9 protein-coding genes are annotated in these 12,807 nt (G+C 69.3%); 2 read left to right on the top strand and 7 right to left on the bottom strand.

Going from position 1 to position 12,807, the window contains the following annotated elements:
• Positions 1-38: 38 nt before the first annotated feature.
• The 4 genes from ACYVF6_RS19800 to ACYVF6_RS19785 all read right to left on the bottom strand — a co-directional run bounded on the left by ACYVF6_RS19800 (position 39) and on the right by ACYVF6_RS19785 (position 5,437).
• On the bottom strand, positions 39-2,606 hold the full coding sequence (locus tag ACYVF6_RS19800; RefSeq protein WP_460523381.1) for a glycosyl hydrolase family 2 protein: 2,568 nt from the start codon (positions 2,604-2,606) through the stop codon (positions 39-41).
• A gap of 306 nt (positions 2,607-2,912) precedes the next feature.
• Positions 2,913-3,782 (bottom strand): SDR family oxidoreductase, encoded by an 870-nt coding sequence (locus ACYVF6_RS19795; protein WP_460523379.1) that lies wholly within the window; start codon positions 3,780-3,782, stop codon positions 2,913-2,915.
• An 18-nt stretch (positions 3,783-3,800) separates the two neighbouring features.
• Positions 3,801-4,646, bottom strand: a complete 846-nt coding sequence (locus ACYVF6_RS19790) for a Rossmann-fold NAD(P)-binding domain-containing protein (protein ID WP_460523377.1) — start codon at positions 4,644-4,646, stop codon at positions 3,801-3,803.
• The gene (locus ACYVF6_RS19785; RefSeq protein WP_460523375.1) at positions 4,643-5,437 is read right to left on the bottom strand and encodes a nuclear transport factor 2 family protein; all 795 of its coding nucleotides are present in this window, start codon (positions 5,435-5,437) and stop codon (positions 4,643-4,645) included. The genes ACYVF6_RS19790 and ACYVF6_RS19785 overlap by 4 nt, the downstream gene beginning before the upstream one ends.
• Before the next feature lie 175 nt (positions 5,438-5,612).
• Between ACYVF6_RS19785 and ACYVF6_RS19780 the strand changes: the two genes are divergently transcribed.
• Complete coding sequence (locus ACYVF6_RS19780; protein WP_460523373.1) at positions 5,613-6,233, top strand: TetR/AcrR family transcriptional regulator; 621 nt, start codon at positions 5,613-5,615, stop codon at positions 6,231-6,233.
• A gap of 408 nt (positions 6,234-6,641) precedes the next feature.
• On the opposite strand, the gene rarD is transcribed toward ACYVF6_RS19780, so the two are convergent.
• Genes rarD through ACYVF6_RS19765 form a run of 3 tightly spaced genes read right to left on the bottom strand, consistent with a single transcriptional unit; the run spans position 6,642 to position 10,593 of the window.
• On the bottom strand, positions 6,642-7,568 hold the full coding sequence (rarD, locus tag ACYVF6_RS19775; protein WP_460523696.1) for an EamA family transporter RarD: 927 nt from the start codon (positions 7,566-7,568) through the stop codon (positions 6,642-6,644).
• A gap of 20 nt (positions 7,569-7,588) precedes the next feature.
• On the bottom strand, positions 7,589-8,653 hold the full coding sequence (locus ACYVF6_RS19770; protein ID WP_460523371.1) for a 2-oxoacid:ferredoxin oxidoreductase subunit beta: 1,065 nt from the start codon (positions 8,651-8,653) through the stop codon (positions 7,589-7,591).
• A complete protein-coding gene (locus ACYVF6_RS19765) occupies positions 8,650-10,593 on the bottom strand; it encodes a 2-oxoacid:acceptor oxidoreductase subunit alpha (RefSeq protein ID WP_460523369.1) in 1,944 nt (647 codons plus the stop codon). Before ACYVF6_RS19765 ends, ACYVF6_RS19770 begins: the two co-directional genes overlap by 4 nt.
• Positions 10,594-11,021: 428 nt before the next feature.
• Between ACYVF6_RS19765 and ACYVF6_RS19760 the strand changes: the two genes are divergently transcribed.
• Entirely contained in the window at positions 11,022-12,782 is a 1,761-nt protein-coding gene (locus ACYVF6_RS19760; protein ID WP_460523367.1) for an ABC transporter substrate-binding protein, read from the top strand.
• Positions 12,783-12,807 lie beyond the last annotated feature (25 nt).

Raw genomic sequence — 12,807 nt, 5'->3', positions numbered from 1 at the left:
CGTTGGGATCTGTGCCGCCCTGATGGCGCCGGTCCAGCTCAGCCCTCTGACTCGGTAATGAGGGCGGGCGTGGTGAGCAGGCCGGACGACACCGTGTCGGCGGCCAGGTCGAGTTGCTGCATCGCGAAGCGCTTGCCGTACTGGGCGGTCACCGCTTCGGCGACCTCGCCGATCGTGGTGTCGGCGGACAGGGCGTTCGCCGCCGTGTTGTGGACCGTGATCGCCAGCTGGTTGGAGCCCTCGCGGAGGTGGCCGGTCAGGTCGATCTCGTACGGCGGCGACCAGACCACGCCGGCCGGCTCGCCGTTGACCGCGACCTCCGCGACCACACCGACCGGCGGCGTGAGCTCGGCGACGAACGAGTGCCCGGGCCTGGTCGTACGGGTCGGGACGCCTTCGCCGGTGGTCCGGCCGGCGCCGAAGCCGAGGCGGATGCGGCCGGTCGCCTGGCCAGCGTCGATCCGGAGCTCGGTCTCGTAGGTCGCGGAGCCGGAGTACGCGGCTCGGCCGGGCTGGTCCTCCCAGCGGTGCGGCAGCGTGACGGGCGTTGTTTCGCCGCGCCCGAAGCGCACGCGCCACGGGCCTTCGAGCGTCGTACGCACAGCGGTCCGTTCCGGTTCGGCCGTTCCGGGTTCGGCGCCGGAGAAGACGAGCACGGTCGCCTCGTACGCCTGCAGACAGAGCTGGACGCCGCCGTCCGCCCGGCCGCTGCTTCGTACTCGTCCGGTGGTCGCGTCCCATTCCTCGTACGACGGCCACGTTGTGGTGGCGGCGAACCGTACCTCCTGAGGCTCCGCGGTCGTGTTGGCCACGAAGTAGACGTCGGCGTCGTCGAGCCGCCGATGCTCGACGCCGACGCCCGTGGCCGCCGGCGTCAGTGAGACGTCCGGCCGGGTCGCGGTGAGCAACGCGGCGGGCAGACCATCGGAGGACCGCAGGTGTACGGCCGCGGTCGGTGCCGCGGGCGATCCGACCGCCAGCACCTGGCCGCCGTTCGCCAGTACGTCGTCCAGCCACCGCCGCGTGGCGTCCGGGAGTTGGGTCGCGTACGGAACAACGACCACGCCGGCGTCCTCCGGCGCGACCTGGGGCAGGGCGTCGTCGTCGAGGAGTACGAAGTCGAGGCCGGCCTCGCGGACGATCCTCGGCACGTCGGGGCCGATGTGCTCGCGCGCCGTCTTCCACAGGTCGATCCGCCGGCCGAACGCGTGGCCCATCGAGGCGTAGACGTCTGACGCCGGTACGTACAGCTTGACGTCGCGGACCGGCTTGCCCTGCTGGAGCAGCCACGACAGCCGGTGCAGGTAGCCGAACAGCGCGGGCGCGGCGGGCCACCAGGGGTTGCGGTCGTCGAGGCAGCCGGCGGCGTAGAAGAACCAGCCGAGTCCGGGCGCCTGGTGCGGCGAGTACGGCCAGCCGTGGCCGATCAGCTGGTTCACGCCGGCGAGGAAGTGCTCGTGCGCCTCGCCTTTCAGGTCGAGCGGGGTCGCGCGGAACGAGGGGGAGTGGACCCAGGTCCAGACCTCGGCGGAGACGACGTCGGTGCCGTACAGCTGGGCGGCGGAGGAGGCCCAGCGCGTCTGGGGGATTCCCTGCCAGTCCCAGCCCTCGCCCTCGTACCCGTCGGCGAATCGGTAGCTGCTCATCGTCGCGGGCGGCTCGCCGTAGCTCTGGATGCGGAATCGGACGCCCTGGGTGGCTGACCAGCGTTGGAAGACCTGGAGGAAGTTCTCCTCGTACAGCTCGGACAGCGTGCGGTAGAAGTCGCGGCGCAGCTCGGCTGCTCCCTCGCCGTCGACTGCGAGGAGGTAGAGCTTCGGCTTGAGGTCGTAGCCGCGGCGCTTCTGGAACTCCTGGAACGCGTCCGGTGTCCAGTCGGCGCCGTAGACCTCGAGGCTGTCGCAGAACACCGAGTGGACCAGCGCTGGGGTGGCGGCGTCGAGCAGCGGCGCGGCGACGTGCTCGATGTGGGCGTGGGCCGCGGCGGCGGAGTAGTGGTCGAGTACGGGACCCTCGGCGCCGGCGGCGGCGCGCTTGACGTTCTGGCCGGTGGTGCGGGAGTAGGCGAGCAGGACCTCGCGAGGGCCGCTGCCTTCGGGAATCCGGATGCTGTTGTTCTCGATGGCGAGCTCGTCGTACCGGCGCGGCTCGCGGCGCGCGCCGGCTCCGATGTAGGCGGCGACGAGCTGGTCGCCGGGCCAGTCGGAGGTGGCCTTCAGTACTTGGGCGGGGCCACCGGTGATCTCGCGCCTGTCCCAGTGCAGCTGACGGGCGGCGAGGTCGGGGGTGATGTGGCCACCGCCGTACGACCAGCCGGAGCCGAGCGTGAGGTCGAACCTCAGTTTGAGTTCGTGGGCGCGGTGTGCGGCGAAGGCGATGTGGCCGAGGAACGCTTCCCCGCCGAACCGCTGCCCCTCGTCGACGGCCGAGAGCGGGTAGACGAAGGCGGCCTCCACCCCACCGAGCCCAGCCTCCGCCATCGCGGTGAGCTCCCGATCCAACTCCGCCGTCGTGACATCGGGCCCAAACCACCACCACCGCATCATCGGCCGACCATCGGCGGGCGGCGCGGCGAACCCGCGCCTCAACTCCTCGACGTTCACCATGGAGGCGGCGAGCCCCTTTCCTGACGCGGCAGCGTACGGACCCCAGCCATCCTCCCCGCTCGACCGTGGGTGAGCCGTCCGGCTGTCCGTTGCAGGCCACCCCTCCGCCGCGTTCGGCCACTCCGTCCGCCCAACGGGAAAGCAGCGCTGGAAGACAGGCACGGCGCGGTCACGCGGTCGGCCACGTGCGGTGTCGTCGGCTTCCGTCGGCTTCCGCCAGGGCGCTGCAGGCCGGAGTCTCGACGCCAAGCCACGGGCGTGCCATCGCCCGGCTGTGGGGCTGCGGCCAGTGGTCGGCCAGTCGACTCACTGCCGGGCGGCGGTCACCCGGTTGATGAGGCGGTCCGGCAGGAGGCGGAGCGCCACCGCGATCGCGAGGGCGTCCGGGCCGACCAGTTGCCGCGGCCTCGGCGAGCGGCTGGTCAACGCCCGTACGATCGCCTTCGCTACTCGTTCCGGCGGGATGCCGCGCGCCGCGAAGCGGTCGGACGATTCACGGGTAGCCGCCAGCTGCCCGGCGTACCGTTCGGCTTCCGGCGGCAGCGCGTCCGCGATTTCCTGGCCGGTCGCCGAGCTGCGGGTCCAGATCGGCGTGGCGATCGAGCCGGGCTCGATCAGCGTGACCTTGATCCCCGACGGCGCCAGCTCGGCGCGCAGGCTGTCGGCCATCCCGCGTAGACCGAACTTCGACGCGCAGTACGGCCCGACCATCGGCGCCGCCACCCGGCCGAGGATCGAGCCGGTGAGGACGATCCGGGCCGGGCCGTCGGCGCCGTCCGCGCCGGCCTCGCTGCCCGACTGGCGTAGCGCCGGCAGCATCGCCTGCGTCACCGCCAGGTGCCCGACGAGGTTGACCTCGAGCTGCCGCCGGAACGCTTCGAGCGGGAGGTACTCCAGCGGTCCCGGAATCGCCACGCCCGCGTTGTTGACCAGTCCGTACAACGGTCCGGCCGCCCGGATCTGCTCGCCGGCCTCGGCGATCGACTCGGCCGAGGTGATGTCGAGCGGGAGCGGCGTAACCGCGTCGCCGAGTTGCTGGGTGAGATCGGCGGCCGCTTCGTCGTACTCCTCCGGCAACGCTGATGCCCAGACGTGGAAGCCGGCCTCGCTCAGCTTGACGGTCGTCGCCCGGCCGATGCCGGAGGAGGCTCCTGTGACGAGTACGGATCGCGGCATGCGCCCATCGTCGCAGCCTCAGTCCTTTGCCGCGGTGATGCGGTAGATCAGGCGGTTCGGCAGTACGCGGACGAGGAACGCCACCACCTGCGCGTCCCGGCCCACCAGCTGCCGCGGTCGTGGATTGGGCGAGGTCAGCGCGCGCCGGATCGCCCGGCCGACGTACTCCGGCGGCAGCCCGTTGGCCGCGTTCCGGAGCGCCATCGCCCGCACGCCTGTGACCTGCTTCTCGTAACGGGCGACGCCCTCCGGTGGCAGGGCCGCGAGCGTCTCGTCGCCGGCGGCGATGCCGCGGTCCCAGATCGGTGTCTTGATCGCGCCGGGCTCGATGAGCACGACGCGGATGCCGGACGGAGCCAGCTCGGCGCGCAGGCTGCCGGTCAGGCCGGCGATGCCGTGTTTGGTCGCGTGGTACGCCCCGCTGATCGGCCCGGCGATCCGCCCACCGATCGACCCGATCATCACGATGCGCGCGTCCTGACTGCTCTGGCGGGCGGCGCGGAGGGCGGGCAGCATCGCCTGGGTGACGGCCAGCTGGCCGACCAGGTTGATCTCGAGTTGCTTGCGGAACGCGTCGATCGGCTGGTATTCCAGCGGTCCCGGCAACGCCGCGCCGGCGTTGTTGACCAGACCGTGAAGCGAACCGGCGGCGCGTACATTCTCACCGGCCGCGCGTACGGCGGCGTCGTCGGTGACGTCGAACAGCAACGGCTCAACCGCGTCCCGATGCTCGTCGATGAGGGCTTGGGCGTCCTCCTCGCGGCGTACCGTGGGCCACACCTTGAAGCCGGCGGCCACCAACTCGGCGACCGCGGCCCGCCCGATTCCGGTGGACGCACCGGTGACGACGACGGAACGGTTCATCGGCCCTGCTCCAGACGCTGGATGGTCACGGGGTTCGCGTATTCCTCCCACGCCTTCATCCTGCCGCCCCGCCAGTCGAACCGGAAGACATAGACGTTGCGATACGGGCGGCCGTCCCGCGTCTGGAAGTCGCCGTTCGTCTGGACGAAGGTGCTGGCGCTGCCGTCGGGCGTGTGGCCACCGAGAGAGGTGGAGCCGCCGGCGCCGGTCTCGCTGGTGCTGGCGGCATCGCGGATCTGGCTGTCGCCGCTGCTGCTGGCGCTGCTGCCGTTGCCGTCGCTGCTGCTGCCAGCGTTGGAGCCGCTGCCACGGTCAGTGCTGCTGGCACCGGAGCTGCCGCCGCTGCCAGTGCCAGTGCTGCTGGCACCGGAGCCGCCGCCGCTGCCAGGGTCAGTGCTGCTGGCGCCGGAGCTGCCGCCGCCGCCTCCGTCGCTGCTGCTGGCAGTGCCGGAGCCGCTACCAGTGCCGCTGTCGGACTCGGCGTTGAGGCGGCCGCTGCGGCCCGGTTCGTCCGGGGTGGAGGCGACGATGGGGCGGGCGCTGTCGTCAGCGTCGGCTGGGGCGGTGGCGACGAGGCTCAGCCGTCGGTCGAGGAAGCTGATCTTGTCGAACCAGGAGCCGAGTTGGCGCAATCGGGCCGCGACCCCCTCGCGGCCGCTGATCACGCCGGGTGTCTGCGAGCCGTCGGCCGCCATGCGCGTGGTCCAGGTGACGTCCGGATCCAGCAGCGCGATGGCGGCGTCGAGGTCCCGCCGCTCCAGCGCGTCCAGGAACTGCTGCGTGCTCTCCATGTCGATGCCTCCCAGGTGGTACTGAGTCCCATTCGGTACCGAGTACCAATTGGTACCCGGTTCCATTTGGAACTGAGTACCGAATGGTACTGAGTTCCAATTGGTACTCAGTACCATATGGGACTCAGTACCACTTTGCCAACGCAGGAATCGAGGGTGGACCTAGGCTGTGCCCATGGGATCGATCCGGGAGAGCAAGCAGCGCCGGGCGCGCGACGCGATCATCGACGCTGCTCACGAGCTGTTCGCCGAGCGCGGGTTCGATGACGTCTCGGTGACCGACATCGCCGAGCGCGCAGGGGTGGGACGCACGACGTTCTTCCGCTACTTCGGCGACAAGCAGGAGGTCGTGTTCGCTGAGGGCGAGGACCTGGCGTTGGACATCCCGCTCACGCCGGCCACCCAGATCGGTGCCTCGCTCTCGGCCGCGCTCGCGCATGCGAGGGCGCTCGTCACGGCGTACTTGCGGCGTATCACCGAACATCCCGACCGCTACACGCTGCACGAGCAACTCGTCGAGCGCCATCCCGAGCTCCAGGCCCGCAACCTGGTCAAGCAACGCAGGCTCGCCGCCGGTCTCGCCCGCCGCCTGTCCGACGACGGCGCCGAACCGGCGACGGCGGTAATGGCAGCCGAGCTCGGCCTGGCCTGCTACTACGCCGGCCGCGACTTCGCCGGCAACGAGCCGCGCCGCCTCATCCACGAGGTCGACGGCGCGTTCGGCCGCCTGATCGGCTCGCTGCCGGGACCCTCCGGCGATGGCCGACCGCGCCGCAAGCGAGCGGCCTCCGCCTGAGCCTGCACTACGTGGCGCGGCGGAGCTCTCTTCGGCGGTCACCAGGTGTCGCTCGGTTGGCTAGCTGCGCGGGGATCGGCGGTGGGTCTCGGCCTGAGCCCGCGGTACGTGGCGCGGGCGGCGCTAAGGCGGTAGCCGCTCGGTTAGCTGGCGGCCGGGGTGGGATCGGCTGGCGGCCCGGGTGTGAAGGAGCACAGCGGGCGAACCATGCACGATGAGGATTCGGGAACGTCGTCGGCGGACGCCGGCACGGCGGACGCAGCGGCTGCCTCCGTCGCGCGGTCGGCACCTGGCAGACAGGGAGCGGGGGCTGCTGGCTGCGAGTTCGGTCGGCGCGGTTGGCCGCAGGCCGCTCCTTGGCAGCGGCCGGCGCGGCCCAGCCGTAAGCGCCAGCTTCGCCGGCAGCAGCTAGCGGATCTCTTCGGCCGGGGCGGGCTCGGTCAGTGCGGCCGCTCGACCGGCAAGCGTACGGCGCCGGCGGGTCAGGGCTTCCCAGGTGAACAAGGCCAGCGCCAGCCACACGATCACGAACCCCGCGAGGCGGACGGTGGGCATGGGTTCGTGGAAGACGAGGACGCCGCACAGGAACTGCAGCGTCGGCGCGATGTACTGGAGGACGCCCAGCCCACTCAGGGGAATCCGCGTCGCCGCCCCCGTGAAGAGCAACAACGGAATCGCCGTCAGAACCCCGGCGCACACCAGCAGCAGCGCCTTCACAACCCCCGTGTGCCCGAACGTCAGCCCACCATCCACCTGCAGGAACGCCAGATACCCCAGCGCCAGCGGCGTCAGCACCGCCGTCTCCACTGCCAGGCTCTCGACGGCGCCGGCGGCGGCCTTCTTCTTGCACAACGCATACAGCGCGAACGAGAACGCCAGCGTCAACGCGATCCAGGGCGGCCGCCCGTAGTCCACCGTCAGCACGACGACCGCCACGAAGGCCACCGACATCGCCAGCCATTGCAGGCGGTTCAGCCGTTCGTGCAACACCAGCACGCCGATCAGCATCGTCACCAGCGGGTTGATGAAATATCCCAGCGACGTCTCGACGACGTGGGCGTGGTTGACCGCCCAGATGTAGGTGTACCAGTTGATGCCGATGATCGCCGCCGCCAGGGCCAGCAGCGGCAGCGTCCGCCGGGACGTCGAGCGCATCCGACGCAGCCATCCGGGCCGCGGCCGGACGAGCAGCAGCAGACCCACGAACAGCAGCGACCACACGACCCGGTGCGCCAGGATCTCCAGCGCACCGGCCGGCTCCAGCAACGGCCAGAAGACGGGGAACAGTCCCCAGATCGTGTACGCGGCCGCGCCGAACGCCCAGCCTTTGCCCAGGTCGCTCAGCTCAGCTCGGCTCAGCTCACAGTCCAGGTGTCGGAGCCGTTCAGCAACTCGCCCAGATCGCCGTCGCCCTTGGAGGCGGTCGCCGTCGCCAGTTGCTCACGCGCCAGGTCGTCGTACGTCGGCCGGGAGACCTGCCGGAAGATCCCGATCGGCGAGTGCGACAAGGTCTGCGGGTCGGACAGCCGCGACAGCCCGAACGCAGTCGTCGGATCATCTGCGTGTGCGTCGTGCACCAGCAACGAAGACTCGCCCACCTCCGAGACCAGCGCCGTACGCAGCGCCCCGGTCGACGGATCGCGCAGCACGCCGTACTCGCCGTCGGCGCCGAAGCGAATCGGCGATCCGTGCGTCAACCGGATCACCGCCTCGTCCCGCGTGTCCTTGTCCTTCAGCAGGTCGAACGCGCCATCGTTGTAGATGTTGCAGTTCTGGTAGATCTCCACCAGCGACGCTCCACGGTGCTGCACCGCCGCCCGCAGGACAGACGTCAGATGCTGCCGATCCGTGTCCAACGTCCGCGCCACGAACGTCGCCTCCGCACCGAGCGCCAGCGACACCGGGTTGAACGGTGCGTCCAGCGACCCGAACGGCGTCGACTTCGTCACCTTGCCGAGCTCCGACGTGGGGGAGTACTGCCCCTTCGTCAGCCCGTAGATCCGGTTGTTGAACAGCAGGATCTTCAGGTTGACGTTGCGCCGCAACGCGTGGATCAGGTGGTTGCCGCCGATCGACAGCCCGTCTCCGTCGCCCGTGACGACCCACACCGACAGGTCCGGCCGCGACGTCGCGATCCCCGTCGCGATCGCCGGCGCCCGCCCGTGGATGCCGTGCACGCCGTAGGTGTCGAGGTAGTACGGGAACCGGCTCGAGCACCCGATGCCGGACACGAACACGACGTTCTCCCGGCGTACGCCCAGCTCGGGAAGGAAGCCCTGAACGGCCGCGAGGATGGCGTAGTCACCGCACCCCGGACACCAGCGAACCTCCTGGTCCGACGTGAAGTCCTTGCGGTTCTGCGGAGCATCCGTGGTGGGTACGCCCCGCAGCCCCGGATTCGGCAGATCCACCGCCGTCATGCCTTCACCTCCAGCGATTCCACGATGCCCTCCGCGTCACCCGAGCCGTTCGACCCGTTCGATCCCTTCGAGCCGTTCGACTCGCTCGGCGAGCCCGACTCGATCAGGTCGACGATCGCCGAGGTCAGCTCGGCCGCCGTGAACGGAAGGCCGCGGACGCGGTTGAAGCCGATCACGTCGACGAGGTACTCCGCGCGCAGCAGCCGCGAGAGTTGGCCGAGGTTCATCTCCGGCACCAGCACCCGGTCGTAGTGCCGCAGCACCTCGCCGAGGTCCGGCGGCAGCGGGTTGAGGTGCCGCACATGCGCCTGCGCGACCAGCATGCCGAGCTCGCGCACCGCCCGGCAGGCAGCGCCGATCGGTCCGTACGTGGAGCCCCACCCCAGCACCAGCACCTTGGCGGCGCCCGAAGCGTCGTCGACCTCCAGCGGGGGAAGGGAACGCGCGATCCGATCGACCTTGGCCTGGCGGGTTCGGATCATCAGATCGTGGTTGGCCGGGTCGTACGAGATGTTGCCCGTGCCGTCGGCCTTCTCCAGGCCGCCGATCCGGTGCTCCAGCCCCGCCGTTCCCGGCACGGCCCACGGCCGCGCCAGCGTCTCCGGGTCGCGCTTGTAGGGAAGGAACGACCCGTCCGAGCCGTTCGGAGCGGTCGCGAAGTCGGGGTTGATCTTCGGCAGTTCGGCCGGCTTCGGGATCCGCCACGGCTCGGAGCCGTTGGCGAGGTAGCCGTCGGACAGCAGGAACACCGGCGTGCGGTAGGTCACCGCGATCCGGACCGCCTCGATCGCGGCGTCGAAGCAGTCGCCCGGCGAGTTCGGCGCCACGATCGGCACCGGCGCCTCGCCGTTGCGGCCGTACATCGCCTGCAGCAGGTCGGCCTGCTCGGTCTTGGTGGGCATGCCGGTCGACGGGCCCGCGCGCTGGATGTCGCAGATCACCAGCGGCAGCTCCAGCGACACGGCCAGCCCGATGGTCTCCGACTTCAGCGACACACCCGGCCCGGACGTCGTGGTGACACCGAGCGAGCCCGCGAACGAGGCACCGAGCGCGGCACCCACGCCGGCGATCTCGTCCTCGGCCTGGAACGTCGTGACGCCGAACCGCTTGTGCTTCGACAGCTCGTGCAGGACGTCGGATGCCGGCGTGATCGGGTACGCACCCAGGAACATCGGCAGCCCAGACTGCCGCGCACCGGCGATCAGCCCGTACGCGAGCGCGAGGTTGCCGGAGATGTTGCGGTAGGTGCCGGCCTTCATCTGCGCAGGTCGCACTTGGTACGACACCGCGAACGCCTCGGCGGTCTCGCCGAAGTTCCAGCCGGCCCGGAACGCCGCGATGTTGGCGTCGCGGATCTCCGGCTTCCGGGCGAACTTCGAGCGCAGGAACGACAGCGTGGTCTCGGTCGGCCGGTTGTAGAGCCACGAGATCAGCCCGAGGGCGTACATGTTCTTCGACCGGCTGGCGTCCTTGCGGGACAGCCCGAACTCCTTGACGGCCTCCGCGGTCATCGACGTCAGCGCGAACGAGTGCGTTTGGTACGCCTCGAGCGAGCCGTCGTCGAGCGGGTTGGCGTCGTATCCGACCCGGGCGAGGTTGCGCTTGGTGAACTCGTCGCTGTCCACGATGAGTGTGGATCCACGCGGCAGGTCGGGAAGGTTCGCCTTCAGTGCCGCGGGGTTCATCGCGACCAGTACGTCCGGCGCGTCCCCCGGTGTCAGGATGTCGTGGTCGGCAAAGTGGATCTGGAACGACGAAACTCCCGGAAGCGTTCCGGCGGGAGCCCTGATCTCCGCCGGGAAGTTCGGGAGCGTCGACAGATCATTACCGAAAATGGCGGTCTCTTGGGTAAAACGGTCACCGGTCAGCTGCATACCGTCACCGGAATCACCGGCGAAACGGATGATGACGCGGTCGACCTGCAGGACCTGCTTGGTCACCTCGGTGACGACCTCCTCACGCCGCGCTTGACGTGTTCGTGCCCGCTCGTGATGCTGGCTTACGACGATGCAAACGCCATCCTCGGCGGCGCATTCCCTAGTTCGCCAACTATGCTACGTCGGCGTGCCGGATAACCGAGAGGGTGCGCCGGTCCTCACAGCGTGGACGGTAGCGATACGCGTCACTCGCGTCACCGCTTGTGTCTGACGTTTGGCAAAACTTCCCGGTTCTACGGGGGGAAGTCGGCAGATGTTTTACAGATGCCGACCGCATGTAACCCGCGTCTGGCAGGGTTACCACGATCTTGGCTTTTACGTGCCGAATAGCGTCCACAACGATGTGACCAACGGCTCATGTGACAAAACCGGCACATCGGGTCGTCGCTGCCCCAGGTGCAGGCGAAGCAGGAGAGGGAGGGGACCGATCGATGCGAGGCCGCAGGCTGATCGCGCTCGCCGTGGCGGCTGTCACGGCGACAGCTGTAGGAGCGTGCACTTCACCCAGTAAGCAGACTGAGTCGGGGGCACAGCAGGAACAGCAGCATGCGGCGCAGGTGATGGCCAGCGCCCAGGACCCGGATGCCGCGGCTCCCGCACCTGACGTCTCCGGTGCGCGGAAGGGCGGCACGTTGACCGTGCTGTCGTCCAACGTGCCGCACACCCTGGACCCGACGCGGGCCTACTACCTCGACACGATCTCGATCCTCAAGCTGGTCGCGAGGGGTCTGACCCAGACGAGGTACGAGAACGGCAAGCCCACCCTGGTGCCGGATCTGGCCACCGACCTGGGCCGCCCGAACGCCGACTTCACCCGCTGGGAGTTCACCCTTCGAGACGGCCTGAAGTACGAGAACGGCAAGCCGGTGAAGGCCGCCGACGTCGCCTGGGCGATCAAACGTCAGATGGCGCGGGTGGAGCTGCCGGACGGCCCGACGTACGGCCTCGACTACTACCTCGCCGGCGACACCTACCAGGGCCCGTGGGCCAGCGGTGAGGATTTCGACGCGGTCGAGACGCCCGACGACAAGACCATCGTGGTGAAAATGCGTAAGCCATTTCCCTCGATGCCGTATTACGTCTCGCTTCCGGCCTTTACCCCGATTCCGCCGAAGTCCGACACCAAGGAAAAGTACGGAGATCACCCGCTCGCGACCGGTCCGTACAAGTTCAAGTCGTATCAGCCGGGTAGCCAGCTGACGCTCGAAAAGAACCCGTACTGGGATCCGAAGACCGACCCCAACCGGCACCAGTACGTCGACGGCTGGGTGTTCAAGTTCGGCCTCGACGACACGACGCTGCAGAAGCAGATCATCGCCGACAACGGCGTCGACCAGTATTCCTTGACGACCAACAACATCCTCGCCGAGAACCTCCCGGCGATCGAGAACGACAAGGCCGTCAAGCAGCGGTTCATGACCGGCGGTAACCCGTGTGTCAGCTACATGTGGATGGATACCCGCAAGATCAACCCGCTTGCCGTCCGGCAGGCGGTCGCCAAGGCCTGGCCGATCGCGCAGTCCAACAAGATCTCCGGCGAGATCCCCGGCATGACCTGGAACCCCAGCACGAGCATCATGTCGTCGGTGGTTCCGGGCTGGCTGAAGTTCGACGTCTCCGGTACCGGCGGCAAGGGCAACGGCGACCCGGCGGCAGCGCACAAGCTGCTCGAGGACGCCAACCAGCTCGGGTTCGAACTGTCGTTCTACTACTCCGAGAACGACCCGATCGAGCCGAAGCTCGCCGAGGTCTGGCGGCAGGCGCTGGAGAAGGCCGGCTTCCAGGTCAAGCCGATCCCGGCTCCGAAGGAGCAGCAGCGCGCGCTGCGCAACGACCCGAACTCGCCGGTCAACCTGCGGCGTACCGGCTGGTGCGCCGACTGGGCGAACGCCGACTCGGTGATCCCCGCGATCCTCGACGGCCGGAAGGCGACCTCGCCGGGCGCTCCGAACCCCTCGTTCCTGAACGTCGACGAGGTCAACAAGGAGATGGACCGCATCCTGGCCCTGCCCGCGAAGAAGGCACTGCCGGAGTGGGGCAAGCTGGACAAGCTGATCATGGAAAAATACCTGCCGGCGGTCGTACTGGGAGAGGGTGGCACGACGCTGCTGCGCGGCTCGAAGGTGGGCGGCATGGCAGTCGACAGCATCCTGTCCAGCGCCGACTTCACGCAGTTGTACGCGGTGAAGTGACGGGGGAAGCGGACGCGGGTAACCG

The sequence above is a fragment of the Flindersiella endophytica genome, from assembly GCF_054779015.1.
Note: the sequence above shows the minus strand (reverse complement) of the source record. Positions and strands in the feature narration are given on the sequence as shown.

Excerpts from the sequence above, each read along its gene's own strand:
- ACYVF6_RS19790 (WP_460523377.1), bottom strand. The coding sequence starts at position 4,646 with ATGAACCGTTCCGTCGTCGTCACCGGTGCGTCCACCGGAATCGGGCGG.
- ACYVF6_RS19780 (WP_460523373.1), top strand. The coding sequence starts at position 5,613 with ATGGGATCGATCCGGGAGAGCAAGCAGCGCCGGGCGCGCGACGCGATC.
- ACYVF6_RS19800 (WP_460523381.1), bottom strand. The coding sequence starts at position 2,606 with ATGGTGAACGTCGAGGAGTTGAGGCGCGGGTTCGCCGCGCCGCCCGCC.
- ACYVF6_RS19785 (WP_460523375.1), bottom strand. The coding sequence starts at position 5,437 with ATGGAGAGCACGCAGCAGTTCCTGGACGCGCTGGAGCGGCGGGACCTC.
- ACYVF6_RS19795 (WP_460523379.1), bottom strand. The coding sequence starts at position 3,782 with ATGCCGCGATCCGTACTCGTCACAGGAGCCTCCTCCGGCATCGGCCGG.
- ACYVF6_RS19770 (WP_460523371.1), bottom strand. The coding sequence starts at position 8,653 with ATGACGGCGGTGGATCTGCCGAATCCGGGGCTGCGGGGCGTACCCACC.
- ACYVF6_RS19760 (WP_460523367.1), top strand. The coding sequence starts at position 11,022 with ATGCGAGGCCGCAGGCTGATCGCGCTCGCCGTGGCGGCTGTCACGGCG.